This is a genomic window from Acidisoma sp. C75 (assembly GCF_054665095.1).
Window position 1 is genome coordinate 96,375 of sequence record NZ_BAAFHD010000006.1, and the last position, 23,459, is coordinate 119,833.

24 protein-coding genes are annotated in these 23,459 nt (G+C 65.2%); 7 read left to right on the forward strand and 17 right to left on the reverse strand.

Features of this window, described 5'->3' with window-relative positions; translation table 11 throughout:
• Positions 1 to 21: 21 nt before the first annotated feature.
• The 17 genes from flgA to ACYQ7X_RS09795 all read right to left on the reverse strand — a co-directional run bounded on the left by flgA (position 22) and on the right by ACYQ7X_RS09795 (position 18,064).
• Complete coding sequence (gene flgA, locus ACYQ7X_RS09715) at positions 22 to 735, reverse strand: flagellar basal body P-ring formation chaperone FlgA (protein WP_459696806.1); 714 nt, start codon at positions 733 to 735, stop codon at positions 22 to 24.
• The gene (locus ACYQ7X_RS09720; protein WP_459696808.1) at positions 732 to 4,181 is read right to left on the reverse strand and encodes a sulfotransferase; all 3,450 of its coding nucleotides are present in this window, start codon (positions 4,179 to 4,181) and stop codon (positions 732 to 734) included. The genes flgA and ACYQ7X_RS09720 overlap by 4 nt, the downstream gene beginning before the upstream one ends.
• 11 nt (positions 4,182 to 4,192) lie before the next feature.
• Positions 4,193 to 5,398, reverse strand: a complete 1,206-nt coding sequence (flgL, locus tag ACYQ7X_RS09725) for a flagellar hook-associated protein FlgL (RefSeq protein WP_459696810.1) — start codon at positions 5,396 to 5,398, stop codon at positions 4,193 to 4,195.
• A 76-nt stretch (positions 5,399 to 5,474) separates the two neighbouring features.
• Complete coding sequence (locus tag ACYQ7X_RS09730; RefSeq protein WP_459696811.1) at positions 5,475 to 5,897, reverse strand: hypothetical protein; 423 nt, start codon at positions 5,895 to 5,897, stop codon at positions 5,475 to 5,477.
• Positions 5,894 to 7,237, reverse strand: a complete 1,344-nt coding sequence (locus ACYQ7X_RS09735; RefSeq protein WP_459696812.1) for a FliI/YscN family ATPase — start codon at positions 7,235 to 7,237, stop codon at positions 5,894 to 5,896. Before ACYQ7X_RS09735 ends, ACYQ7X_RS09730 begins: the two co-directional genes overlap by 4 nt.
• Positions 7,237 to 7,845: a FliH/SctL family protein gene (locus tag ACYQ7X_RS09740; protein WP_459696813.1), complete on the reverse strand. Its 609-nt coding sequence runs from the start codon at positions 7,843 to 7,845 to the stop codon at positions 7,237 to 7,239. Before ACYQ7X_RS09740 ends, ACYQ7X_RS09735 begins: the two co-directional genes overlap by 1 nt.
• A gap of 113 nt (positions 7,846 to 7,958) precedes the next feature.
• Positions 7,959 to 8,225 carry a hypothetical protein gene (locus ACYQ7X_RS09745; RefSeq protein ID WP_459696814.1) on the reverse strand — a complete coding sequence of 89 codons (267 nt, stop codon included), beginning with the start codon at positions 8,223 to 8,225 and terminating at the stop codon, positions 7,959 to 7,961.
• A complete protein-coding gene (locus ACYQ7X_RS09750) occupies positions 8,222 to 9,148 on the reverse strand; it encodes an OmpA family protein (RefSeq protein WP_459696815.1) in 927 nt (308 codons plus the stop codon). The genes ACYQ7X_RS09745 and ACYQ7X_RS09750 overlap by 4 nt, the downstream gene beginning before the upstream one ends.
• Complete coding sequence (locus tag ACYQ7X_RS09755) at positions 9,145 to 9,954, reverse strand: MotA/TolQ/ExbB proton channel family protein (protein ID WP_459696816.1); 810 nt, start codon at positions 9,952 to 9,954, stop codon at positions 9,145 to 9,147. Before ACYQ7X_RS09755 ends, ACYQ7X_RS09750 begins: the two co-directional genes overlap by 4 nt.
• Positions 9,945 to 10,520 (reverse strand): sigma-70 family RNA polymerase sigma factor, encoded by a 576-nt coding sequence (locus ACYQ7X_RS09760; protein ID WP_459696817.1) that lies wholly within the window; start codon positions 10,518 to 10,520, stop codon positions 9,945 to 9,947. Before ACYQ7X_RS09760 ends, ACYQ7X_RS09755 begins: the two co-directional genes overlap by 10 nt.
• Positions 10,513 to 12,603 carry a flagellar biosynthesis protein FlhA gene (locus ACYQ7X_RS09765; protein ID WP_459696818.1) on the reverse strand — a complete coding sequence of 697 codons (2,091 nt, stop codon included), beginning with the start codon at positions 12,601 to 12,603 and terminating at the stop codon, positions 10,513 to 10,515. Before ACYQ7X_RS09765 ends, ACYQ7X_RS09760 begins: the two co-directional genes overlap by 8 nt.
• The gene (locus ACYQ7X_RS09770; RefSeq protein ID WP_459696820.1) at positions 12,596 to 12,859 is read right to left on the reverse strand and encodes a flagellar biosynthetic protein FliQ; all 264 of its coding nucleotides are present in this window, start codon (positions 12,857 to 12,859) and stop codon (positions 12,596 to 12,598) included. The genes ACYQ7X_RS09765 and ACYQ7X_RS09770 overlap by 8 nt, the downstream gene beginning before the upstream one ends.
• Complete coding sequence (locus ACYQ7X_RS09775) at positions 12,856 to 13,203, reverse strand: FliM/FliN family flagellar motor switch protein (protein ID WP_459696822.1); 348 nt, start codon at positions 13,201 to 13,203, stop codon at positions 12,856 to 12,858. The genes ACYQ7X_RS09770 and ACYQ7X_RS09775 overlap by 4 nt, the downstream gene beginning before the upstream one ends.
• A 35-nt stretch (positions 13,204 to 13,238) precedes the next feature.
• Positions 13,239 to 13,715, reverse strand: coding sequence for a flagellar hook-length control protein FliK (locus ACYQ7X_RS09780; protein ID WP_459696824.1), 477 nt, complete (start codon positions 13,713 to 13,715; stop codon positions 13,239 to 13,241).
• Positions 13,716 to 15,106: 1,391 nt separating this feature from the next.
• The gene (fliG, locus tag ACYQ7X_RS09785) at positions 15,107 to 16,114 is read right to left on the reverse strand and encodes a flagellar motor switch protein FliG (RefSeq protein WP_459696825.1); all 1,008 of its coding nucleotides are present in this window, start codon (positions 16,112 to 16,114) and stop codon (positions 15,107 to 15,109) included.
• Positions 16,107 to 17,753: a flagellar basal-body MS-ring/collar protein FliF gene (fliF, locus tag ACYQ7X_RS09790; protein ID WP_459696827.1), complete on the reverse strand. Its 1,647-nt coding sequence runs from the start codon at positions 17,751 to 17,753 to the stop codon at positions 16,107 to 16,109. Before fliF ends, fliG begins: the two co-directional genes overlap by 8 nt.
• Positions 17,753 to 18,064: a flagellar hook-basal body complex protein FliE gene (locus ACYQ7X_RS09795; RefSeq protein ID WP_459696829.1), complete on the reverse strand. Its 312-nt coding sequence runs from the start codon at positions 18,062 to 18,064 to the stop codon at positions 17,753 to 17,755. The genes fliF and ACYQ7X_RS09795 overlap by 1 nt, the downstream gene beginning before the upstream one ends.
• Positions 18,065 to 18,431: 367 nt before the next feature.
• Here ACYQ7X_RS09795 and ACYQ7X_RS09800 point away from each other — a divergent pair, with 367 nt between their 5' ends.
• Genes ACYQ7X_RS09800 through ACYQ7X_RS09830 form a run of 7 tightly spaced genes read left to right on the forward strand, consistent with a single transcriptional unit; the run spans position 18,432 to position 23,430 of the window.
• Complete coding sequence (locus ACYQ7X_RS09800; RefSeq protein WP_459696959.1) at positions 18,432 to 18,788, forward strand: flagellar basal body rod protein FlgB; 357 nt, start codon at positions 18,432 to 18,434, stop codon at positions 18,786 to 18,788.
• Positions 18,789 to 18,790: 2 nt separating this feature from the next.
• Positions 18,791 to 19,252: a flagellar basal body rod protein FlgC gene (flgC, locus tag ACYQ7X_RS09805; protein WP_459696831.1), complete on the forward strand. Its 462-nt coding sequence runs from the start codon at positions 18,791 to 18,793 to the stop codon at positions 19,250 to 19,252.
• The gene (locus ACYQ7X_RS09810) at positions 19,252 to 19,944 is read left to right on the forward strand and encodes a flagellar hook assembly protein FlgD (RefSeq protein WP_459696832.1); all 693 of its coding nucleotides are present in this window, start codon (positions 19,252 to 19,254) and stop codon (positions 19,942 to 19,944) included. Before flgC ends, ACYQ7X_RS09810 begins: the two co-directional genes overlap by 1 nt.
• A 6-nt stretch (positions 19,945 to 19,950) precedes the next feature.
• Positions 19,951 to 21,177 carry a flagellar hook protein FlgE gene (locus tag ACYQ7X_RS09815; protein ID WP_459696833.1) on the forward strand — a complete coding sequence of 409 codons (1,227 nt, stop codon included), beginning with the start codon at positions 19,951 to 19,953 and terminating at the stop codon, positions 21,175 to 21,177.
• Between the two features lie 3 nt (positions 21,178 to 21,180).
• Positions 21,181 to 21,921: a flagellar hook-basal body complex protein gene (locus tag ACYQ7X_RS09820; protein ID WP_459696834.1), complete on the forward strand. Its 741-nt coding sequence runs from the start codon at positions 21,181 to 21,183 to the stop codon at positions 21,919 to 21,921.
• A gap of 4 nt (positions 21,922 to 21,925) precedes the next feature.
• Positions 21,926 to 22,720 carry a flagellar basal-body rod protein FlgG gene (gene flgG / locus ACYQ7X_RS09825; protein ID WP_459696835.1) on the forward strand — a complete coding sequence of 265 codons (795 nt, stop codon included), beginning with the start codon at positions 21,926 to 21,928 and terminating at the stop codon, positions 22,718 to 22,720.
• Between the two features lie 44 nt (positions 22,721 to 22,764).
• Positions 22,765 to 23,430 (forward strand): flagellar basal body L-ring protein FlgH, encoded by a 666-nt coding sequence (locus ACYQ7X_RS09830; protein WP_459696836.1) that lies wholly within the window; start codon positions 22,765 to 22,767, stop codon positions 23,428 to 23,430.
• Positions 23,431 to 23,459 lie beyond the last annotated feature (29 nt).

The following is a 23,459-nucleotide window of genomic DNA, read 5'->3' on the forward strand; positions in this document are numbered from 1 at the left end:
GAGTTTTCCAGAAATTCGCCGTCAGGGTTGGAGGTCGACGAGCGCGCCGGAGGGCGTGACCGTCGCCTGGAAGGTCTTGCCGCTGGAGAGGTTGGTAACGGCGATCATATCGCCCAGCCGGCCGGTTTCGTCCGCCCGCGCATCGAGGGTGACATCGATACCGGCATTCCGCACATCGACCATGATGATCTGCCCCGGCCGCACCAAGATGGGGCGCTGCACCGAGGTGCCGACGATCAGGGTTCCGGCCGGCAGCGTCAGATCGGCGACATCGCCCAGAACATCGTCCGTATGATAGAAAACCTGCCGGCCGGCGAAGGATGACATCGGCTCTTCCGTGAGCTTCACATCCTCCGCCCGGATCGGCTGGCCGGCGGGGATGGTCTGCGCGGCGACGACCACCGCGATCTTCGCTTCCACCTCGGCGCTGACATAGAGCGTCCATCGCGGCTCGGTGCAGAGCACGGCCGCCTGGAGATAGGGCTGCGTGCCGCTGATGGTAACGGCGAGAGGCCGCTGGCACGGCTTCATATACTGTGCCCCCGTCACCGGCCCCAGAGTGATCACGGCATGCGGCGGCGCGATGGCATTGACGGCGCTTTGGACCGCCTTCGTCACGGTCTTGGCGTCTTCGGATGCAGCGCGGGCCGTGCCGATGCCAGCCAGCGGCAGCAGCGCGGCGAAGGCGAGCATGATGGTCGCCTTGCGCCCCTGCCGATGACGCGCCAGCCTCATTCCGCCGCTTGCAGGCCGGACCCTGCGGAACCGGCCGCGATTTCGGCCCAGGGTGGCAGCGCCTCCTCAGCGGCTGGCAGGGCGAGGCAGGCGGCGCGTGCCTGCTGGCCCAGGGCGATGGTCTCCTGCAGATCGCCGACCGCCTGGGTGATCGCCCGATGCCAGGCGGCGAAGCGATTGGCGAGGCGCAGGGCACCGAGTTCCGCCGGTGTATCGAGCCTGTCATCCACCATCAGTCGGCAGCCGGCAGCCGCGGCCAGAAGCGTCTGATACTGGTCCAGCACCGCATCGGCATCCTGGTTCACTGGGCGGATGAAGAGATGGGGCGCGACATTGGCGAGTTCGTGCGCCCAGCCCTGTTCCGAGTCCGGCCGTCTGATCCGGGTGACGGAGCCTGCATAGGAGGATTCCGGCCTCTCGACGATAACCCAGAGAACATCGGCCATCGTCTGGTTGATCAGTTCGCTCAGCCAGTCTGGCGCGACCCCCTCGTCGACCCACAGGATGCGGGGGCGGCTGTTGATGCCGGTGCCGGCAGTGAAGCTTTCCCAGATCGGGCGCGAGAGCGCGGGCCGCCAGAGGGCGACCTGACGATGCGGCGGCAGGAGCTTGCGCATCAGCCCGGCAAGCCCGGGTGAGGTAGCGTAGAGCTGCCCGGCTTCCTTCAGCCATTCCTTATCCCCCGCGGCGGGCGGCCGCGAGAGCAGCACATCGTGCGGCGGAGCATGGCGCAGCGCGGGCCCCTGCGGGTCGATCCTGATCCAGCGCGCCGCAGCCCGTCGCCCGATCTCGGCCGGCAGCGCCGCGCCCGGCGCCCAGGAGGCTTCCACCGCCCCGGTGGCGCGCAGCGCGCGCGCCGCATTGAGCGCGGGATGGGCCGATTCGATCGGTCCGGTCAGCAGCAGGCTGTTGGCATCGTACGGCGCGGCGCGCACGAGGCCCGGGCATTGCTCGGGGGCCAGCGGGTCGCCGCGCAGTGAGAGAGCCGGATGGTGGAAGGGATCTTCCCAGGACAGGTCGCGCGCAGCCAAGCTGCCCTGGCGGAACTGCCCCGCGAAATCTGGCCGCACCGTGCCGGCGCGGATGGCGAAGGAAACATCGGGCGTCCAGACCAATGCAAGACCCGCCGCCCGCAGCTGCGCGCCGAGATCGATCCAGAACGCATCCCCAGAGAGCGGTGAGAGGCTGCAGGCCGCGAGCGCCGCGGTGCGCGCCAGCAGGGCGGGGGGCGCGAGCGCGCTCGCTTCCTGATCCACCGCCAGCCATCCGCCGGGGCCCGGATCATCCGCAAGGTGGCCAGCACCAAGGCGGGCCTCGGCCCCGATGATGATCGGCCCTTGCACGACGAGGCGGCTCGCGTCACCCGGCAGCGGCGTGAGGGCGCGTGCGGCGACCACCGCGACGCGCGGATCCGCGAAGCGGGAGCGGAGCCCCGCCTGCCAATCCGGATTGACCGCGATGGCGCGGGCGTCGAGCAGGGCCAGATGCGCCGTGCTGACCATGCCGATCGCCTGGCGCAGCACGTCGCCGAGCGGCGCGTCGGCGACGGGCGGAACCGCCAGAACCTTCCCCTCCAAAGCCGCGCTATTGTCGATGATCTGGGTAAGATAGGTCGCGGTCTGCGGGGCAAGCTCGGCGCCCGCCAGGATGATCGGGCCGGTCAGCACCGAATTCGAAAGGATTTGGCGCAGCCACTGGTCGATATCGCTGATCTCGGCGCCGTCGCAGAGTAGGAGAAGGGTGGTTCCGGGATCCTCGAGCGACCGCTCATGGCGGTAGAGGCCCTGCAGATCGCGCGGCTTAACCTCGGCCGGCATGCCGCCTCGTGCGAGATGGGTCGCGATCGCGGTCGCCGCGCGGGCGGTGAAGACGGTGGAGGGGATATTGTCCCGCCGGCTGAACTGGCTGCGGGTGAAGACCGCTTCCGGCACCCGCACGACGCGAGCATCAATCTCGGCAAGGCGCAGCTGCACGTCATATTCCTCGGCACCGGCCGAGAGCGGATCGAAGCCGCCGATGCGGGCAAGCGCCGCGGTGCCGTACCATACCCAATCCCCGACGAAGGGCGATTGCCGCAGGCGCGTCGCCTCCCAGGCCGGCTTGTGCCGTACCCAAGCGCCCCCATCGCGCTGCACCACCTCATCCGTATAGAGCATGTCCGGCTTGCCAGATCCCGCTTCCAAGGCAAGGCGGAGGCAGGCATCCGGGGCAACCAGATCGCCGGCATTGAGGATGGCCACGTAATCGCTCTGCCCCGCCTGGGCGTTCAGCAGATCGCAGAGCGCCTCGGTCAGCCGTCCAGGCTCCTCCGATACCCGCAGCACGGGGATATCGGGGAGGTTCAGCTCATCGGTGGACAGAACCTGGATGTGGTCCGGCCGGTGCCATTGCGCCTGCAAGGCTTGGAGGGTTTCCGCCACCGCATGCGCCCGATGTGGGGGCGCTGCGATAAAGACGGAAAGCCGCGGCAGCGGGCCGGCCTTCTCCAGGCGGGCAAGCAGCCTTGCCTTGGCGCCGGCATCGAGCCGCTCGCCCGGGCGCAGGCCATCGGCCTGGGTCTCCGCCATCTGCGGGGTGGAGACGGCCGGGGCTTGGGCTTGCCAGGGCATGACGGAGCCGCGGCTGGCAGAGAGTTCGGAGACGAAGCCGACCAGTTCGTTGGTGCGCTGCGCGAAGCCCTCCCAGGCGTCGGCGCCGCTTTCCCGATCCTGAACGGCCTGCCAGATGTCGTCCACCAGCCGTTCGAGCGGGGGCAGCAAGCCATCGCGCGGAAGGGCTCGGCTGCGGTCGAGCTGGGCGGTGATGAAGGCATTCGCTTCGCGGAGGCCCTGCGGGCGGCGATTGATCAGCGAAAGGCCGAGATCCTGCTCCACCCGGCGCAGGGTGGGGGTGGGGGTCTTGAGCAGCTCGGTATAGGTCAGCCAGCTGCGCGGCAGATGGCGTGCATTCCGCTCTGCCGTCACCAGATAGGATGCCCAGAGCAGCAGCGCATGAGCGCGCGACAGGCCGTTCTTGTGCGCCTGGCTTGCCGCCACCGTCCATGGATCGCGCCCGATATGGATAACGTGGAGCTTATGGCCCGCCTCGGAGGCCGCGCGCTCGTAGATCGGCAGCAGGCGGCAGATGTGCGGGTGCTTCAGGCCCCAGAGACTTTCCTGCCCGAAGCGGCGGCGCAAAATCTCGCCGACGCGCGCGTGATAGGCTGCCATATCGGCGCGGCGATCCCACCCGTCGTCAAGCGGCCGCAGATCCGTCCACTGTCGGCCCAGACGATCGAACAGCTCGACATCGAATTCGATCAGCTCGGGAATTTCGAAGAAGCCGCGCGGATTGTGTTCGTTCGGCGCGGCATCGTTATGCATGGCGACGCCGAGGGCTTGCAGCATCCCCGAAAGCGCCGAGGTGCCGCTCCGATAATAGCCGACAACAAAAACCGCGTCCGACAATGGGGGGATCCTTAGATGTATTGGAAGAGGCTGAGGCTCTGCACGGAGCTGAAAGCCTTCTCGGCAGCCTGCATGGCCGTCACCGTCTGGTTCAATTGCGTGATAGCCTTCGGCATATCGACCGCGACCGCACTCTGCGCCGCTGATTGCAGCGCGGTCTGCTGGTTGCTGTTGCTTGTGCCGGCATTGGAGATCGCCTGCAGGGTGACACCGTTCTGCGCCTGCGCGGTCAGCAGGGACTGCTGATACTGGGCGAGCGTCGCTAGATCGCCGGTAAGGGCCTGGGCGGTCTGTGCCTTGGAGGCGGGGGTATCGACCACGTTCGACAGGGTCGAGGAGATCTGCGAAAGCAGATCGAAGGCGGTCTGCGGGCGGCTCGGGCTGATGGTGAAGCTATCACCCGCAGCCGGGCTTCCGTTGATCTGGAAATCCTGCCCCGCCAGTTGCAACGTCATGCCCGTGGTTACGGATCCGGTCGAGAGGGTGGCGCCGTTCTGGCTCGCGGTATAGGTCAGGCCGCTCGCGCCCGAGGCGAAGCTCAGCGTGATCGCGCTGCTGCCGGCCTGGAAGGCGACAGCGGCACTCCCTTGGGCGATGCCTGTGGCCGCGACCGCGGCGGTGCCGGTATTCGTCGCGCTCGCCGTGATCGTGCTGTAGCCATTGCCGGCCAGCGTATTGGTGAAGGCACTGCCATCGGCGACGGTCAGGGCGGTGGTATCGGGCGTGATGCTGGCGGAGCTTTGGCCTGAATCACCCATATAGACAATGGTGCCACTGGCATTCGCCTGAAAGGGCAGGATCGTGTTGCGCGAGCCGCCAAACAGGTATGTCCCGTCCGGCGCCGTGCTATTGGCCAGGCCCAGCAATTGCTGGCCCGTGGAACTCACCTGCTTCGCCAGGGTCTGCATATCCTGTGCGCTCGTGGTGCCGTTCAGCGCTTGTTCCAGAACCGACTGGATCGAGTTGTAAAGGGTGGAAACGGAAGAATAGGTGCTGCTGATGCTGCCGAGCTTCGAGTGGAGCGTTGCCTGCGTGGCGTTATCGGTGGAGAGCGAGGCGATCTGGTCCTGCGCGACCGTCGCGGTTTCATAGGCGCTCGGGTTCTGGCTCGCGGACTGCACGGCGTAGCCGGTGCCGATCTGCTGCTCCAGCGTGTTGATCTGCGCTTCCTGGAGGCTGATATTGGCCGCGACATTCGTGAAAAGGGATGCGCTCATCTGACTTCAGTCCATCCATTCGCAAAAGGGGCAGGTGGCCGCCGGATCTCGGCCGGCGAGGACGGCCGGCGCGATCTCAGGCATTTTCCCGGCGCCGGCTCGGCGCCTCTTGCCGCTCGCGGCGGGCTTGCTGGCGCCGCTCTTCAAGTCGCAGCGCAGCATCCCGCGCCTCGGCGAGCTTGCGCTCATAGGCCTTGGACTGAGCAAGATTTTCCTGCATCCCAAGTACACGCTCGGCGATATCCGCTTGCATCTGGCTGATCTGCTCTCCGGCCTGGCGGGAGGCCGCGGAGAAGGAGGCAGCGCGGCGCAGCGTGGCGGCATCGCTCGTGCTGCCGGCGCGCCAGCCTTCCGCCAGCTTCTCCTGATAGGCGGCAAGAACCTCCCGTTGGTGCGCAAGCTGCTGAAGCTGGTTGTTCTGATGCGCCAGTTGCTCCAGCAGGCGCATCTCCTGCGAGGCTCTGATAAGATCCAGCCGATCGAGGGTCTTGCTCTTCATGATGCCATCTCCGCGAGCGCCAATTCTAGCAGCCCGAGGCTTTGCAAAAGGTTGACCGCCTCGCCCGGATCCTGGCGAATGACGCGTTCCATCAGCGGCGCGCGGCGGATCGCCTCATCGAGGATCGGATCCCGCCCCGGCGCATAGGCCCCGAGATCGATGATGTCCTGCTTCTCCTGCCGCCTCGCCCAGAGTGTCCGGAAGCGGGCGGCGAGACGGTAATGACCGGGCGCCACCAGCCCGGGCATCGGCCGGGAGAGCGAGGCGGAGACGTCAATCGGTGGGTAGATCGCGGCTTCCGACAGGGCGCGGGAGAGCACGATGTGCCCGTCCAGCACGGAGCGCGCGGTGTCGGCGACCGGATCGCCGACATGATCGTCACCTTCCACCAGCACCGTGTAGATGGCGGTGATCGAGCCCTGCCCATCCGCCCCGTTGCCGGCGCGTTCGACATAGGCGGCCAGCGCCCCGAAGACCGAGGGAGGGTAGCCCTTGGTCGCCGGCGGCTCGCCGGTTGCAAGGCCGATGTCGCGCAGCGCCATGGCGAGGCGGGTCAGGGAATCGACCAGTAACAGCACCTGTCGGCCGCGCGCGCGCCAGTATTCGGCGATGGCGGCGGCGCGGTAGGCGCCATGTACCCGGCCGATCGCGGTATCGTCTGCGGCTGAGGCGATGATGACGCTGCGCTCCCGCGCGCTGCCGAGGTGATCCTCGATGAACTCGCGGATCTCGCGGCCACGCTCGCCGATCAGCCCGACCACCACCACTTCCGCTGCGGCATGCTGCGCCATCATGCCGAGGAGCGTCGTCTTGCCGACCCCGCTTCCCGCGAAAAGGCCGACGCGCATGCCGCGGCCGAAGGTCGCGAGCGCGTTCACCGCGGAAACCCCGACATCGAAGACCTCGGCGATCCGCGCCCGTTGCATCGGATTGATGGGGACGCCGAAAAGCGGCCAGGGCACATCGACGAGTGGTGGCAGCCCGCCATCGAGCGGCGTGCCCCGCGCATCCAGCACGCGGCCGAGCAAGGCCTCGCCGACGAGAGGGGAGGGCGCTTGGCTCTGCACATGCACCCGCGCGCCGCGTGTGATGCCCCGCATCCCCTGCTCGGGCATGACGAGCAGCACGCCGGCGCCGAAGCCCACCACCTCTGCCGCACGCGGCGCGCCATCCTCTGCATCGATGATGCAGCGCGAGCCGATAGGGGCGCGTATGCCGCTGGCATGCAGCACTTCGCCTTCGGAGCGGACGATCCGGCCGAACCGCAAGATCGGATCATGTGCGCAGGCGCGTGCCGCGCGCTCCTCCACCAGGCTTGCGAGCCGGGCCAGATCGAGCATCAGGCGGCGAGCTCGCCGGCCGCCGCGGCCTGGCCGTGTCGGCCCGAGCCAGCGCCCTCCGCGGAGGGCTCGGCGGCAGCACCTGAGAGCGCCTGCCGCAGTTCCTCAAGGCGGCTGCCGATTTCGGCATCCCACTCGACCTTGTTGATGGGGTCGCCATCCGTCGTCACCAGTTCGATGCGCGCCCCACCGCGCTGCACCGCCTCATCCGCGAGCAGCGTAATGCGATCGGCCTGGCAGAGATGGGCGAGCGCCGCCTCGTCGGACGGGTGGGCATGCACCACGATGCTCTGCTCATGCGTGCGCTCATGCACCGCCTGCTGGAGCACGCGCTCGACGACCGCCTGAACGCTGGCCTGGCTCAGCGAAACCTCTTGCAGCAGCAAATGGCGCGCGAGGCGAAAGCCGAGATCGACCACGAGATCGGCCAGGGCACGCTCCTTCTGGGCGAGGGGGGCGGCGAGCTCTGCCTGGATTGCGCCGATCGTGCGCATGGCCTGCTCCATCTGCGTCTCCTGCGCGAGACGCAGCCGCGTCGCCTCCCGCTCGGCCGTCGCTGCCCCCCGCGCCTCGGCCTCAGCCTCGACAACTGCCCGCAGCTCGGCCACAGCCCGCTCGGTACGTTCTTGAATCAGACGCTCAAGTTCGGCCGGTTGCAGCGTGATAGCCCCTGCTTCGGCGCTCTCCTCTAATTCGGTCGGACGCTGAACAACGAGGAAACTCACATCTTGCTCCGGGCCGTCTGCGGCGGGCGCTGCAGCAGGCGCAGGAAGCTCGCCATGCCAAGCTTGAGCAGCGGTTCGCAGACGGCGAAGGCTGCCCGGGCGAGCAGCCCGACCGTCACGATGCCGAGCACCCAGACGATCAGCGACGTCACGCTGAGCGTTACCGGCTGATTCGCGGCGGCCCAGAGGATGGCGATCGATAGGATCACCAGGCCGCGGCGCATGCTTTTCGGCTTCTCGTTCGAAGACTGCTTCTTTGTCATGATCCACCTCCAGGAGATTTGACTTCGGGCGCCCGGATGACGATCACCACCCGGCGGTTCTTGGCACGCCCCTCGGCCGTGGCATTGTCTGCGATCGGCGCGTATTTGCCGAAGCCCTGCGCTGAGAGCCGCCTTCCATCGATGTGCTGTGCGGCGAACAGGGCGACGACGCTGACAGCGCGCTCCGCGGAGAGCGACCAGTTGGATGGGAATTGCGCGGTCGCGATCGGCTGATTGTCGGTATAGCCTTGAAGATCGATCGTGAACTGGGGTGGCAGGGCCTTGAGGCTTTCCGCCACTTTAGTCAGCAAGGCTTGGGCGGCTGGAAGAAGCGTCGCCTTTCCAGAGTCGAAGAGGATGGCGGCGTTGAGGTTGATCGAGAGAGACAGAGGCGTCGCCTGGATGGTGACGGCATTTTTGACGGTCAGCGGATGCAAGAGCTTGTCCAGTTGCTCGCGCAGCTTTGCGAGCGCCGCCATCTCGGCCGCGATCTGCTGAGAGAGGGGCGGGCTGAGCTGGGGCTTGTGGGTGGGCACCGGCTCCACCGCCGGCCGCACGACCGGGATCGTCACCCGCGGCTGCGGTTTCTGGTTCACCGCCGGGTGGACGGGGGCGACATCCTTTGGCCGCGCCAGGTTACGCGGCGTCATCTGCGCCGGGTTTTCGACTGGCTTGGCGATGGGCGAGGGCTGGTGGTTCAACACGCCGGAATTGCGGCCGATCTCGCGAAGCAAGGAGGGGGTGATGCCATGAAAGGCTGCGATCATTCCTTGTGCTTCTTGCTGCATCTTCACCCGGTCTCGTGTGGAAGAGGCGAAGAGGACGACGAAGAGCGCGAAGAGCAAGGTCATGAAGTCGGCGTAGCTGATGACCCATCGTTCGTGGTTCGGCTTCTTGTGGTCAGGCAGGGGCTGGTCGCTCATGCTGCCTGCTCCGCCGCCTCATTCAAAGCGCCATCGCGCTTATTTTCCTTGCGGGAGGGTTTCTTGCCACTGTCGGTCAAGAAGCTGTGCAGGTTCTGCCGGATCAGCGTGCCGGACTTGCCCTCCGACAGCAGCATGAAGCCGCGGATGACGATATGGCGCTCGTCCTTCTGCGCCTGGGCGACGCTTGCGATGCGCGCGCCGAGCGGGAGGAACACCATATTGGCGAAGCCCACACCATAGACGGTAGCAATGAAGGCGGTGGCGATACCGGAGCCAAGCTCGCTCGGGTGAGCGAGCCGCGTCATGACGTGAATGAGGCCGAGCACCGCGCCGAGGACGCCGATCGTCGGCGCATAGCCTCCGGCAGCCTCCCAGAACTCGGCGCCGCGCAGATCCTGCCGGTATTCGTTATCAGACAAAATGGTAAAGACGGACTGAAGATCTTCCTGACTGACATTGTCGATAATCATTTGCAGACCCTTCTTCTGGAACGGGTCTTTTTCGGCTTCGAGCACGGTTTCCAGTGCCAGGGCGCCTTGCGCGCGCGCGAGGTTGGACCAATCGGCGACATTGGTGATGAAGGCGGCGATATCCCGCCGTTTCGGCTTAACGAGCGCGATGACGGATTTGAGGGCCAGCGGCAACCGGCCCAGGCCAAACTGCGTGATGACCGCGCCGCAACTGCCGCCGAGGACGATCATCGCGGCGGAGACGCCAATGAGTTCTTTCGGGTTGTCCCCATCGAGAATGACGGCCAGGAGGACGAAGCCGATCGAGATCGCGACGCCGATGATTACGGACATGGTAGGATCATCCCCTTGTCGGCAGTCGCGAGATGAAGGGCGACCGCCTGCAAGGCACGCTTGCGGATGCGCGAGGCATAGCCTTCACTGATATTGAGGATCGCCGCGATCTCACGATTGTTCATATCCTCGTAAAAGTGTAGCGCCAAAACGCGATATTCGAGTGCCGGTAGCAGTAGTAGCGCTTCACTGATTAACTTTTTGTCTTCCGCACGGCTGAGTTGCGCCAGCGGATCTTCTGGTGCGTCGCCGTTCATCAGCGCGGCGGCATCCACCACTTCTTCGTCAAAGACCGTCTGCCCGCGATGGGTGGCACCTTCTTTGCGGAGGCCGTCGATCATGGCGCCCTTGATCCGCCGGGCGCAGAAGGCTTGGAATTCGATGCCCCGCGAACTATCGTACCGTTGCAACGCTTCAAGCATCCCGACTGCACCGAGTTGCAGCAGTTCATCGAGATCGGCCCAGGGCATGCGGTTCTTCACCAACAGGGCCATGCGCTTGATCCAGTTTCCGTAAAGATCCCGGAGCGTCGCATCCGTCAGGTCCGGGAGTGGGATCTCAGCCATGAGCGGACCCGGGGCCGACGGTCGCCACGATCTGGATCTGCGTGGTCTCCGGGATTTCCTCGATCGATATCACCGGGACGATCGACGAGACCACCCGCGCCACCGTGCGGCGCAGGCCGCCCTGGATGACGATAACGGGCTTGCGGCGCGCCTCATTGGCTTGGCGTACTGCGCTTCTGGCGGCTTGACGCAGATAATCCGCTGTCTCCGCCTCGACCTCTTGCCCGAGACCGGAATCCCGCGAGGCGCGCAGACTTTTGAGGACCAGCTCTTCGAGCCCATGCTCGAGCACCGCGGCGCGCAGAACAAGGTCCGCGCCCAAAAACGGCGTGACGAGGAAGCGGCCAAGACGGATGCGCACCGCGGCGAGCAATGCCTCCGCATCCTTGTTCTGAACGCTCGACGCATCGACCAGCGCTTCCGCGATCCGCTCGAAATCGCGGATCGGGACCTCTTCCAAAAGGAGCGACTGCAGAACCTGCCGGATCAGCCCGATCGGCATATTGGTGCGCATATCGTCCGCAAGGCGTGGCTGGGTTTCGGCCAGGCGCGAGATCAGCCCTTCCACCTGCGGGCGGCCGAGCAGTTCGGCACCGTAGCGCTTGAGGATCTCGGCAAAATGGGTCGCGACCGCGCTTGGCGCATCAACGACCGTATAGCCCCGTTCCTCGGCGAGCGGGATGAGGTTCGGCGCGATCCAGACTGCCGGGTGCCCGAAGGCGGGATCGCGGGTGATCCGCCCTTCGGTGATCCGCTCGGATACCAGAGCGCTCTCGATCGCAAGCCACTGCTCGGGCCAAGCCTCGCCATGGCCCACGGTCGCGCCGCGCAGCGAGAAGCGGTAGCCGTGCGGCGGCAGGTCGCTGCTGTCGCGGATATGCACCGGCGGCACCAGGAAGCCCATGCTGCGCCCGTAGCGCTGGCGGACGGCGGTGAGGCGATTGAGCAACTTCCCCTCACCTGGCGCGATCAGCGAGGTGAGCGCATAGCCGATGCTCATGCCGACAGGATCGACCCCGGTGACATCGCTTACCGTATCCACCTTAAGCTCGCCCGGGGCCCCCGGCGCATTCGGCTGCAGATGCGCGTTCTCGTTCATCGGCGTCGCACGACTGAGACGCCAGGCGGCGAAGCCGAGAGCGGCGGCGATGCCGAGGAAGGGAAGGTGCGCCATGCCTGGCATGATCCCGATCGCCGCCATGATGGCGGCGCCGATCGCCAGGGCTTGCGGATACTGCCCGATCTGCGCCCGGATCTGCTGGCCGAGATCCTCGCTCGAACTCACCCGGGTAACGACGAGACCCGCGGCGATCGAGATGGTGAGGGAGGGGATTTGCGCCGCGAGCCCGTCTCCCACCGTCAGGAGCGTATAGGTCCGCGCCGCATCGGCGAGCGGCAAGCCGGCCTGCGCGGTGCCGATGATCAAGCCGCCGATCATGTTCACCGCCAGGATGATCATGGCGGCCACCACATCCCCACGAACGAATTTCGATGCGCCGTCCATGGCACCGAAGAAATCCGCTTCTCGCCGGAGGAGATCGCGCTTCTTCTCTGCCGCTTGTGGGGTCAGCATGCCGGCGTTGATCTCGGCATCAATCGCGAGTTGGCGCCCAGGCAGACTGTCGAGCATGAAGCGGGCGCTGACTTCGGCGACGCGGCTGGCACCTCGGGTTATGACGACGAAATTGATGATGATGAGGATGAAGAAGACGATGCCGCCGACGACGTAGTTGCCGCCGACCACGAATTGGCCGAAGGCCTCGATCACCCGCCCCGCGGCACCGGGGCCGGTGGCGCCATGGAGGAGGATGGCCCGGGCGGTCGCTACGTTGAGGGCGAGGCGCATCAGCGTGGTGGCCAGCAATACCGAGGGGAAGGCCGAGAATTCCGCCGGTGAAGCGATGTAGAGGCTGGCGCCGAGAATGACGAGGCCGGCGGAGATGTTGAGCGCGAAGAGAAACGAAATCGCGACGGGCGGCAGCGGTACGACGAGCATCGTCAGCACGAGCAGGATGACGATCGGGCCAGCAAGCTCGCCTGCCGAAAGACGCAGCGCAGGCCGTGCCGGAAGCGCCTCAGCCATGGATAATCTCCGGTATCGCGAGCAACAGTCGGTCCGCGTAGTGCTCGACGCCGCTCAACATGAAACTCCCTGCGAAGCTCACGAGGATGCCGAGGCTCACGGCCTTGACGATGAAGGGAAACGAGGAATCACGCAGCTGCGTTGCCGTCTGCAGGACGCTGATGGCAATGCCGAGCACCAGCATGAGCAGCAGCGCCGGGCCGCAGAACTGGATGAAGGCGAGCCACGCGTTGACCGTGATTCCCTCACGGCTCATGGGAACAGCTCGCCCGACTGATCCCCTTCCTCGACGAGGGAGACGACGCGGATGCCGTATCGCTCCTGGCCAATCGCGACGACTTCGCCCGAGGCCAGCTTCTGCCCATTGGCAAAAATGTCGAGCGTATCGCCGATTGCCTTGTCAAGACCAACGATCTGGCCTTTGCGCAGGTTCTTCAGCTCCTTGACCGAGACCGTCGTCTGCCCGAGTTCGACCGTTATGACGATCGGAATGCGATCGACGAGAGCCTGGCTGGTGATCGCGGCACTATCTTCCGCCTGCGCTTCGAGCGGCTCAAGCTCTACCCGGTCGGCATTCGGATTTTCGGGAGTGGGGGACATCTACCAGGCGCTCCTGCGTTGTCGAGCGTCGAAGGTCATGCGATCGCCCGAGCGCCGGAGGCGCTGAGCGGGGTGGTGGCGGCCTCGTTGTTCGGCGCGGCCGGCGGAGAGGCGCGGAAGGCCTGCTGGCCGCCGCCCGTGTTGCTCTGGCTACCGCCGCCGAAGCCGCCCGCCGGTCCGCCACCGACCTGCGCCTGAGCGAGGCCGAGCCCCGCCGAGGCCATCGCCTGTGACAGGTCGCCCAGCGTGTTGTGGAGCAGTTGGGCGGTCTGCGGTACGGCCGCCGAGAAGGTCACGCTGACCGCGTTTCCCGGCATCATGGCGAGATGCACCGAGACCGCGCCCAAGCTTGCCGGGTCAAGCCGCAACTCCGCGCTCTGCCGCCCCCCGCGGGAGAGCGCCACGACGGAGGCGGCGAGGCTGGTGACCGTTTCGGGCGGCAGCGTCGGCGTGCTTGTCGCAACAGGGCTTGTAGTGCCGGCGGCCCCGCTTGGCGCTGCTGCGCTCGTCACGGGTGCGGTCGGGACGCCGGCCCCGCCGATTGGCGTCACCGAAGAGCCGGTCTGATCTTGCGTAGGGCGAAGGTTGCGCGCCGCTGACGAGGCCGCAACCGCGCGGATGGCGGTCACCTCCGGCGTCGCCTGGCTCAGCCCCGCGATTGGCGGCTGGGATGGCGATGCGGTCGAGCCCGCGCTCGGCTCAGCGGGCTGTGCGCCGGAAGCGCGTGCCGGGGGCAGCGGCGCCGAAGGAGAGCGGGTGGAAGAGCTTCCCGGCATCGTCGCGGCTTGCCCACCGGCTGCGCTCTGCGCTGCGGCCGCGACGCCTGCTGCAACCGGGGTGCCGAGGGCAGCCGAAGCGGGCTTGGTTGCCGCATGCGCGCCGCCCGTCAGTGGGCCCGCCGGAGCGGCGGCCTGTGAGGGAGCGGTTGGGAGGGTGGCGGATGTCACCCCTCCTGCAACAGCCCCTTGCGCGCTTGCGGCAAGCTTGTCGCTCGCCGACGGGCGCGGTGTTGGTGCGTTCGGAGCGGTTTGCCCGGCTGCCGCTTCCCCGGTTGCCAGTGCGATCGTCGCGGGGGCTCCGGTCGGGAGCGCTCCGCCCTGCGCGATGGCGGCGACGGCCGTGGCAGGAGGCGCACTGGAGGCGCCTGGGCCGGCTGAGCCTTGCCGCTCGACGGTCGTCCCTTGCTGTGGCCCGATTGTACCAAGGGGGCCTGGGCGCGTTCCTCGTCCGCCCTGGCCTTCTGACCCATCGCCGATGGCGGCCGCGAGCGAGGGCGGAGGTGGCACCTGGTCTGCAAGCTGAGCGGGCGCGACGACCATCGCCATCGGGTTAGCGAGAGCCACCGTGGCCCCGCTCCCCACCTGGCCATCATGATGCTTGACCGGAGCCGCCAGCCCGGGCTTCGTTGCTTCGCCGCTGCGGCTCGCTTGGGCTCCGGGCTCTTGCCCCAAGGCGACCCCGCGAGCAGACGGGGACGTACCGGATCGCCCCCCCGTGCGCGTGCCGAGACTTGCGGCGGTCATGTGGCCTGAAGGCGCGCCCTGGTCCTGGGTCGGCGGCAGCTGAGCAGGGGAAGGCAACGCGGCGTGATAGTTGGGCAGGTCGGCGACGAGGCTGGCGAGCGAGCTTGATGAAGCTCCATCGGCCCGCGTGGCTCGCGCTGGAGATGCTTGGCCCTTCGGCTGCGGCGCCGCCGAAGCAATCGCCGAGCCGCTGCCGTTCGACGCGGAGGGCGTGACAGGGGCCGGCGCCGGCCCCTGCCGCAGCGCGGGCGCTGAAGAGGCCGCCGTGCTCTGAGCGACCGCCTCTTCCCAAGTGGCGCTGTTGGCCGGGTGCGCCGCGGCGGCAGTCACGCTGTCGCCTGGGGATATCTGCACCGGAACGAGGCGGGGAAGAATATTCATCAGACCAGATCTTCCGATGCGTTGATGACGATGCGCCCTTCATTCGCGAGCTTGAGCGCAGCGCTGACGATCTCGGCCTGAGCCGCCAAAGCATCGGAGCGCCGCATCGGCGGCCCGTTAGCCAGCTCTTCCTTGAGCACCTCCGCCATGCGGCCGGACATGTTGGTGAAAAACCGATCGCGGACCGTTTCGTCGACCGCGCGCAACGCCATTGCCAGCCGATCGCTTGAGATCTCGCGCATCAGGATCTGAATCGAGCGATCGTTGAGCTTCACGAGATCTAGGAAGGTGAAGAGGTTGGCTCGGATCTTCTCGGCTGTCTCGGTATCGCGCTCGGCGATCGCTCCCATCAGCCGCTCGGAAAGCCCGGTCTGGAGGAGATTGAGGATATCCGCCGCCTCCCGCGGGCCGCCGAGGTTGGCCACATGCCGCGCCGGCCCCATCGCATTGCTGGCGATGATGTCGTTCAGCATCTCTTTCAGCTCCTTGACGGCGCCAGGCGACACGGTGTCGAGTAGCGTGTAGCGATAAAGAGCGTCAGCCGCGAGCTGCTCGGGCAGATAGGTCAGCATCGCCGAGCCAGTCTCATGCGGGATCTGCGCAAGCAGAAGCGCGATCGTCTGCGGCCGCTCGTTGCTCATCTGAATGGCGAGTGTCTGTGGGTCGATCTTGCGGAAGGGTGACTCGCGATCGCTGAAGGAAAGCTGTTCGAGGATTGAACGGGCCTGAGTCTCGCCCAGGGCCGTCGTCAGAACGCTGGTGATGAACTGCATCCCGTCCTCTCCCATCTCGGCCATGCCGAAATCCTGCGCGAAACTGCGCATGATCTCGCTGCGGATGGGCAGATCGATCTTGGGAAGGCCCGCCATGGCGAGGGAGATCTTGGTGATCGCCCCCTCGTCCATGTGCCTCAGGATATCGACGGCCAGCGGCTCGCCGAGTTCGCGCAAGACCACCGCCGCGCGTTCGGCGCCGCTGAGATCACGCGGCGGGCTCAGGTTACTCATTATCCTCGGTCCAACTTTGCAGGAGTTTGGCCACGGAAGGCACGTTCTTCACCACCTCCTCGCGCAATGCGAGATATGTCGCCCGCGGGGCGCTGGCAAGTGCGAGGTGAATATCTGCCTCGGGCGGCGGAGAAGTCTTTGCTTCTTCAACCAGCTTCGGCATCGCGAGCATCGGCTGCGCCGGCGTGACCGCGCCGATGCGGCGGCCAAGCGGCAGAGCGAGACCGAACAACAGTGCCAGCGCAGCGACCACTTCAAGGATCGCCTGCGAGACCGGACCGATCGCATTCTGCAACTGGAACGGCCGGGCAAGCGTCGAAACCGGCAGGAAGGGAGCGGTGGTCACGGTCACCGAGACATTGGGCAGTGAAAAGGCGGCGGCGATCAATTTCTGTATCTGAGCCGGTGACACGGCTTTCAGCGCGGTTTTGTCAAGCACCACGGAGGTCGAGATCGCCTTGATCTGCCAGGCCGGGGGCGTGATATCGCTCTCCTGCCGGTCAGTCAGGTAACTACGCGTACTGCTTTCGCTGCTCCTGACCGGCTGCGGCGGCGCCGTCGTGCTTTGGCTGGAGGAAGCGGCTTGCGTGGAGGAATTGGCACCCGCCGATGCGGCATTGGCGGCCGCCGGCGTTTGGCCATTGGCGGGCGCCGCCTGATTGGCATTGGCGGGCGGAGGGATCGGCGCGGGGTTCGCCGTGGTCGCGGCGGGCGGCGCGTTTGACAGTGCGCCTGGAATCCCGAGCGCTGCGGTCTCGGAGCCGATCTGCCGCAACGTGTGCTGTTCCTCGGTATTCAGCATCTGCTTCGGCCCGAACAGCGTCTCATGCGTCTGCATGCGCGTGAAATCGACATTCGCGGCCACCGCGATGCGGAAATGATCGCGGCCAATGATCGGCGTCAGAAGGTTCGAGAGCCGGGCAGCGGCGGCATCCTCGATGCGGGAAATCGTCTGCATCTGGCTCGTGATGGTCGAGTGGCTCTCATCCGCCGGAAAGAGCTGCGTGCCCGAGGTGGTCGATACGTTGATCTGATCGGGCGCGAGCCCCGGCACCGCGCCTGCCACCAGATGCGCGATGGTGGGGCCGAGAGAGGCTTCGGCGCCACCCGTCGCGTCGATCATCACCGAGGCCGTGGGCTTCGGCTGGTCGGCAAGAAACGGCGTCTCCTTCGGCAGGGCGATGAAGACCTGCGCCGAACGCACCCCATTCAGCGCCTCGATCGACTGCTCGAGCGAAGCTTCCAGCGCCTGCGTCGCCATCGCGCTCTGCGCCAGGTCCGATGTGGTCAGCGGAGCGCTTTCCAGCTTGCTCCAAGCGGACCGGGTGTCGCTCGCCGGCAGCTGTTGCGCTCCGAGCTGAAGGCGGGCGAGCGCGAGCTGATCGGCAGGCACCTGGATAAGATTGCCAGCGGCAGAGAGCTGGTAGGGAATCCCGAGCTTCTGGAGACCGGCGATGACCTGTCCACCCTGCGCCGGCGTCAGGCCGTCGAAGAGCGGGACATAGCGCGGTCCGCTCATCTCAAGATACATGGCGGCCGCGAGTGCAACGCCGATGGTGCCTGCGGCAATCCAGGCGATGGCGGGTGCGCGAGCCGCAAAAGAGCGGACGGCATCCAAAGACTGGCGCGGCGAAAACATCAGAACGTCATATTCATGACGGACTGATAAGCAGCGACGACCTCATTTCTGACAGAAACCGTGGCGTTCCAAGCGATCTCCGCCCGATCGCTGGCAACCAAGGCCTGGCCGAGGCTCGCGCCCGGGGCACCGGCCGAAAACCCGGACTCAGCGACCGCGGCTGCGTTCTGCGTCGAACTGACGTTGCGCAAGGCAGAATCGACCATTCCGAGAAAACTGCCGTCTGGCTGCGACGTAGCGGCTGTAGGGTCGGGGCCGGCGGCGATGGCGGCCGCGACCGAAGGAGCGATGGGAAAGCCGCTAGAAAGCATGAACTATATCCGCTGTAGTGGCGATAGAGTGTGTGGCAAAAGTACGAAAAAGAGGAGGATGCCGTGCGTCAATCCAATGGTGCATCGTTGCCGTAACGTTCTAGCGCTCGCGCCCTAAGAAATGGTAAACCATGAAAGCCCAATCATTCGCATGGGAGCTGGGGTCTCCGTGTAAACTATTCTCACGAGATCACGTCGATCGCGTCCATGAATCTGCATGATTTCTACTTTCCGTTAAGCAATATCCCATATGCATGAGGAGGTAGCGCGGCTGCCTCGCAACGGCATGGTCGGAGCGGCTGTCGCAGGCGCCTAAGTGACGAAGCGCGTGTCGCGCAGTGTGGATAGCAGAGCGTCAGGGGTGGAGATGCAGGCGAGCTTCACAGATTACTACGGTTCGGTGCTGGATGTCGGGGATCGTCGTGCCTCGCTGATCGCAAATAACATCGCCAATGCCGACACGCCTGGCTTCAAGGCGCGGGACGTGGATTTCTCGGCCGCTCTGCAATCGGAGCTTTCGGGCGCGCCGGATATGGGCGCGAGCAATGCCGCACTCTACCGAGCGGGCGATCCGGTGACGTTGGATGGAAACGACGTCTCGCTCGACAAGGAGCGCCTGGAGGCGTTGCAGAACGGCCAGCAGATGATGGGCGCCTCTATCTTTCTCCATCAAGACACGGCCAATCTCATAACGGCCCTGCGGCCGAACCCTGGAGGGATCTGAGCGTGGCGCAGATATTTTCGATCGTCGGCTCGGCCCTGTTTGCCCAGGACCAGAGGCTGAACGCAATCGCCTCCAATCTTGCCAATGCGGATTCCATCGCAGCACCAGGAACCACACCCTATCGTGCGCAGGAAGTGGTCTTTGAGGCGGCGCCGGTCACCAGCGGTGCTGCCGCCGACAGCGGTATGATCGGTTCGGATGCAACCGGCAGCGGGGCGGATTCTTCCGCGCTTGGCGTCCGCTATCTCGGGACGGTGCAAAGCAATGCGCCGATCAGCCGGACCTACGATCCCGGCAGCCCCTATGCCGACGCTAACGGCTACGTCTCCGGCTCCAACGTCTCACGCGTCGGTCAGATGGTTGACCTCATCAACACGTCCAGCAGCTACGCGGCGTCGGTCGCCGTTCTGCAGGAATCCATGCATGTCGATCAGCAGATGCTCAGCGGATTTCAGGTGACATAATGACGAATCTCGCCGTTCAATCGAACACGCCTTCCGCGAATTCGGCCCTCGCCGCCGGATCGACAACCGCGACCGGCTCGAACAAGGCGGGCGCCGGTTCCGCCACCGGCCTCACGCAGTCGGATTTCCTCCAACTGTTGACAGCGCAGCTGCAATATCAATCACCGACGTCGCCTTCGGATCCGACGCAGCTGGCTTCGGAATTCGCGCAGATATCGACCGTCACCGGCGTCAATCAGATCAACGCAACGCTGAGCTCCATGCAGACGAGCCAGGCGGCGTCCCAGCTGACCCAGGCGGCTGGTTTGGTGGGCAAGCAGATTGCACTCAATGGCAATACGCTGACCCCGAATGCGTCGGGTGTGGCGACCGGCGCTTTCAACCTTTCGGCCGCGGCCAGCGCTGCCTCGGTGACGATTGCGGCGCCGAACGGAACGGTTGCCGGCACGTTGTCCCTCGGCCAGTTGCCAGCCGGACAGAACACCTTCTCCTGGTCCGGCGGCACGCCAGGAACGAGCTACACCTATTCCGTCTCCGCCAAATCCGCCTCCGGGGCGCCGCCATCGGTCACGCCCTATTCGGTTGATACCGTCGTCGGCGTCAATGCAGGGGGGACCGATCAAACGGTCAACGTTCTCGGCTCGGCGACGCCCGTCTCCATCTCCTCCATTCAATCGGTCCTTGGGAGCTAAGTCGTCATGAGCGTGAATACGGCCGCAACGGGTCTGCAGGCGGCACAGACGGCCCTCGATGTCGTCTCCAACAACCTTGCCAACGCGGATACCGCCGGGTTCAAGAGCCAACTGGCGCTGTTCAACAATGTTTATCCGAGTGGCGAGACCGGCGTGCCGGGCGACGGCGTGCAGCCTGGCGGGATCGACACGAATGCCTCGGCAGGGGCGACCTACGCGACCGGAAATCCACTCGATGCGGCAATCAGTGGCAGCGGCTATTTCCTGGTCAACAATGGCGGGGCGACGCAGTATACTCGTGATGGTGCCTTCCAGCTGAGCTCCACCGGACAGTTGGTAACCGCAAGCGGGCAGCAGGTCCTGGGTTATGCGACGAGCGCGAGCGGCGGCCTGGCCGGCGGGATCACGCCGCTCACCGTCAACACTGCCTCCCTTCCGGCGACGGCGAGTTCCAAGATCGGCCTCGCGGTCAATCTCAACTCTGGCGATAGCCAGTTCGCGGCGCCGGTGACGCCGGTGCCGGGGGACGCCACCACCTACAATGAGCAAACCTCGGTGGTGGCCTATGATTCTCTCGGCAACGCCAATACGGTTAACCTCTATTTCCAGCAGGAAGCGCCGACGACAGCGGGTGGCACGCCGACCTGGAACGTCTATTCGCAGCCGGTGACGTCGGGCGGTACCACCGTCTCTGCCCCGAGCCTGCTGACGACACTCGCCTTCAACTCGAGCGGCGTGTTGACGTCAGGGAGCCCGGCCAACCTCAATGTCAATTGGGGGAATGGCTCGGCGGCATCCTCGGTTGCTATGAATTTTACCGGCACCACGCTCGGCGCGCAGAGCTTCGCCATCGCCGGCACCAGTAACAACGGCTATGCTCCCGGCAGTTACACCGGCACCTCGATTGCCTCCGATGGCTCGATCGAGGCGAAATACAGCAACGGGCAGACGAAATCGGTCGGCACGGTGGCGATCGCGAACTTCATCAATCCGCAGGGCCTGCAGAATATCAGCGGCAATTTTTATGCAGCCACCAATACCTCGGGTACCGCTACCATCAATCTGCCGGGCGTTGCTCAGGCGGGCACTCTGCTTGCGGGCAATCTCGAACAATCGAACGTCTCAACCTCTAACTCGCTGGTGCAGCTTATCCAGTTTCAGCAGGCCTACCAGGCGAATGCCAGCGAGTTGCAGGCGGAGCAGCAGAACTTCACCAAGCTGGCGCAGATCTAATCCATGAGTACCAGCGCCTTCTACACGTCGATGACGGGGCTGCAGTCGATTGACGCCCAGATGGAGGCGCTGTCGGCTAACCTCGCGAATACTCAGACGACCGGCTATCAGGCGGTGCAGGTGATGACGGAGGCGGCGCCTTTCGGTGGCGCGAGTGCGCCGCCCGGCGCCGATGTGGTGGCGCTTTCCCCGGGCCCGAATACCACCGCGGGTGCGCTCAAGCATACGGGGAATCTCCTCGATGTCGGGTTGAACGGAGATGCCTGGCTGCAGGTGCAGGGTCCGACCGGCCTTGCCTTGACGCGAAATGGCGCCTTACAGATCCTGCCGAACGGGATCCTGGCTGATAGCAGCGGCAATCCGGTCCTCAGCGTCTCCGGTGCGCCGATCAGCCTGCCGCAGCTTTCTAGCCTGACCATCGGCTCAGATGGCACGCTATCCGGCATTTCGGTGTCACAGCCTGGACAGTCGCAGAATTTTGGGCAGATCGGGCTGGCCGCCACTCCCGCTTCCGCGTTGACGAGCATCGGCAATTCGCTTTATGTGCCGGCGAACGCCAATCAGATCCAGCCCTCGACCAGCGGCTCACTATCGCAGGGCTACCTGAACGGCAGCAATGTGGATTCGGTGCAGGGCATGGTCCAACTGATCAGCGCCAGCCGATCCTACCAGATTCAAACACAGCTCTTGAAGACGCAGTCGGTGGCGAGCACCTCGCTCAACGCCGTTCTTGCGCAGGGATAAGTCGATGAACCACGCGCTCGATACGATGGCGACGGGGCTCCAGGCGAGCCAAACCATGATGGATACGATCGCCGACAACCTCTCCAACGTGAACACTACGGGTTTCAAGGCGGAGATCCCGACATTTCAGACGCTCCTCTACCAGAACGGGATTCAGCCTGGTGCGCAATCCACCGGTCAGACCATCTATCCTTCTGGGCTTGAACTCGGCACCGGCGTCAAGGCCGCGGCGGTGACGACTCTGCTCACCCAGGGCGCGCTGACGAATACCGGCAATCCGCTTAACGTTGCGATCAATGGCAGTGGCTATTTTCAGATCATCTTGCCGAACGGGCAGACCGCCTATACGCGTGATGGCAGTTTTCAGCTCAATCAGACGGGCCAGCTGGTGACCTCCAGCGGCTATCAGGTTCTGCCGAACGTCACCGTGCCCGCCAATGCGACGAGCGTTACGATCGGGACGGACGGAACCGTCTCGGTAACGCTGCCGGGCTCGCAGAATGCGCGGCAGATCGGGCAGCTACAGCTCGCGAGCTTCGTTAATCCGCAAGGCTTACAGCCACTGGGCAATAACCTTCTTGCTAGCACGACCTCGAGCGGGGCAGCAGTTGCAGGCGCACCGCAGTCGAACGGGCTTGGCTCGATCAACCAGGATTATCTCGAATCATCAAATGTGGATGTCGTGCAGTCGATGGTCAGCATGATTTCCGCGGAGCGCTCGTATCAGTTGGGAACCCAGGTGGTGGGCGCGATCGACAATCAGCTGAACTATCTCGCGCAAGCAGCCCAGGGCGCCTGATGCAGTGCGATCTGCCGCGAGGGCGAGCGGCCGCGGGTCTAGCCATGGTGCTGGCATGCGGGCTGGTGGGTTGTGCCACCAACGCGCCAAGCGACCGCGCTCTGGTGCCCGCGACCGAATTTCCCATAGCGGCGGCGCGGGCGCCTCTCGCCGAAAACGGCTCGGTTTTTCCGGTCACAAGTTCTGGTTCGATATATGAGCCGAAGCGAGACTGGCGGCCCGGGGACTTGGTGGCGATCGACATCGTCACCAGCACCTCTGCCTCCAACAATGATGCGACGGCGTTGAAGCGCTCAGGATCCGTCGCCAATTCCGTCACGAGCTTTTTCGGCGTTCCACTCAACTTTGGTAGTCTCAACGGCACGCCGTTTTCACCGACGATCACCACCTCATCGAGCAATCAATACGCGGGAAGTGGATCGGAGGCAGCCTCGAATACGATCAGTGGATCGATCGAGGCCGTCGTCACGCATGTCGATCCAAATGGCATTCTGGCCCTCGAAGGACGAACCAACGTCAATGTAAACGGAAATGTCACGGCTATCGTAGTAACGGGCTATGCGAGTCCGCAAGACATCACGGCGAATGCGACGATCAGTTCCAACAATGTTGCCGGCATGAACGTTCAATACGTGGGCAATGGTCCGGTCAACGATTCTCATCAGGTGCCGCTATTACAACAAGTGCTCGACAAATTCTGGCCGTTCTGATCCTCGGCTTTCTGGCCTGGATCCTGGGA

Excerpts from the sequence above, each read along its gene's own strand:
- ACYQ7X_RS09750 (WP_459696815.1), bottom strand. The coding sequence starts at position 9,148 with ATGAGCGACCAGCCCCTGCCTGACCACAAGAAGCCGAACCACGAACGA.
- ACYQ7X_RS09770 (WP_459696820.1), bottom strand. The coding sequence starts at position 12,859 with ATGAGCCGTGAGGGAATCACGGTCAACGCGTGGCTCGCCTTCATCCAG.
- ACYQ7X_RS09815 (WP_459696833.1), top strand. The coding sequence starts at position 19,951 with ATGAGCGTGAATACGGCCGCAACGGGTCTGCAGGCGGCACAGACGGCC.
- ACYQ7X_RS09830 (WP_459696836.1), top strand. The coding sequence starts at position 22,765 with ATGGTGCTGGCATGCGGGCTGGTGGGTTGTGCCACCAACGCGCCAAGC.
- flgG (WP_459696835.1), top strand. The coding sequence starts at position 21,926 with ATGAACCACGCGCTCGATACGATGGCGACGGGGCTCCAGGCGAGCCAA.
- ACYQ7X_RS09760 (WP_459696817.1), bottom strand. The coding sequence starts at position 10,520 with ATGGCTGAGATCCCACTCCCGGACCTGACGGATGCGACGCTCCGGGAT.
- ACYQ7X_RS09735 (WP_459696812.1), bottom strand. The coding sequence starts at position 7,237 with ATGCTCGATCTGGCCCGGCTCGCAAGCCTGGTGGAGGAGCGCGCGGCA.
- ACYQ7X_RS09745 (WP_459696814.1), bottom strand. The coding sequence starts at position 8,225 with ATGACAAAGAAGCAGTCTTCGAACGAGAAGCCGAAAAGCATGCGCCGC.
- flgA (WP_459696806.1), bottom strand. The coding sequence starts at position 735 with ATGAGGCTGGCGCGTCATCGGCAGGGGCGCAAGGCGACCATCATGCTC.
- ACYQ7X_RS09810 (WP_459696832.1), top strand. The coding sequence starts at position 19,252 with ATGACGAATCTCGCCGTTCAATCGAACACGCCTTCCGCGAATTCGGCC.
- ACYQ7X_RS09730 (WP_459696811.1), bottom strand. The coding sequence starts at position 5,897 with ATGAAGAGCAAGACCCTCGATCGGCTGGATCTTATCAGAGCCTCGCAG.
- fliF (WP_459696827.1), bottom strand. The coding sequence starts at position 17,753 with ATGTTTTCGCCGCGCCAGTCTTTGGATGCCGTCCGCTCTTTTGCGGCT.
- ACYQ7X_RS09795 (WP_459696829.1), bottom strand. The coding sequence starts at position 18,064 with ATGCTTTCTAGCGGCTTTCCCATCGCTCCTTCGGTCGCGGCCGCCATC.
- ACYQ7X_RS09820 (WP_459696834.1), top strand. The coding sequence starts at position 21,181 with ATGAGTACCAGCGCCTTCTACACGTCGATGACGGGGCTGCAGTCGATT.
- flgL (WP_459696810.1), bottom strand. The coding sequence starts at position 5,398 with ATGAGCGCATCCCTTTTCACGAATGTCGCGGCCAATATCAGCCTCCAG.
- fliG (WP_459696825.1), bottom strand. The coding sequence starts at position 16,114 with ATGAGTAACCTGAGCCCGCCGCGTGATCTCAGCGGCGCCGAACGCGCG.
- ACYQ7X_RS09800 (WP_459696959.1), top strand. The coding sequence starts at position 18,432 with ATGCAGGCGAGCTTCACAGATTACTACGGTTCGGTGCTGGATGTCGGG.
- ACYQ7X_RS09755 (WP_459696816.1), bottom strand. The coding sequence starts at position 9,954 with ATGTCCGTAATCATCGGCGTCGCGATCTCGATCGGCTTCGTCCTCCTG.
- ACYQ7X_RS09765 (WP_459696818.1), bottom strand. The coding sequence starts at position 12,603 with ATGGCTGAGGCGCTTCCGGCACGGCCTGCGCTGCGTCTTTCGGCAGGC.
- ACYQ7X_RS09775 (WP_459696822.1), bottom strand. The coding sequence starts at position 13,203 with ATGTCCCCCACTCCCGAAAATCCGAATGCCGACCGGGTAGAGCTTGAG.